Origin of the sequence: Vibrio sp. 10N.222.52.B7 (assembly GCF_041474275.1) — a bacterium.
Classification (GTDB): Bacteria; Pseudomonadota; Gammaproteobacteria; order Enterobacterales; family Vibrionaceae; genus Vibrio; species Vibrio crassostreae_C.
Genome location: NZ_JBFRTU010000571.1, coordinates 1 through 407, shown reverse-complemented (window position 1 = coordinate 407; position 407 = coordinate 1). Strand labels below are relative to the sequence as shown.

Annotated in this window: 1 pseudogene; it reads right to left on the bottom strand. The window is 42.5% G+C overall.

The window, feature by feature from the left end:
- Positions 1-407, bottom strand: a pseudogene (locus AB4512_RS24245) (hypothetical protein); the annotation flags it as partial.

Sequence of the window (407 nt, the reverse complement as noted above, 5' to 3'; positions counted from 1 at the left end):
GTATTGAAGTGAGGGTGCAACTCGATTTTTGGTGGTACTCCTCTTGCACCGCAATGTGCCATCCCTTGGATAGTAATATCATTGATGTAAGCATTAGGGAGAGAGTTAGGGTTTGAAGATTGGTTAAGTACACTGAATTCAGAGTCTTGAAGGGAAAGGCGCAGAGATTCTATACCTATAGCCCCTAACTTGACCCAAGTGCAGCCTCCATCTTTCCCAATGTCATCGAGTTTATGAGCATCAGATCCTCGTACAACCGCAACATTTGAAAGTGCCCGTTGCAGCTCAATATCGAGAGAGGTTGATGTTCGATGATCCTTATCTAGATATTGAATCGCGATGATATCATTTAGAATACTTTTCAAATCTGGTGTGCAGGTTTGTATTTTCCAAAAGACCTTTAGCGC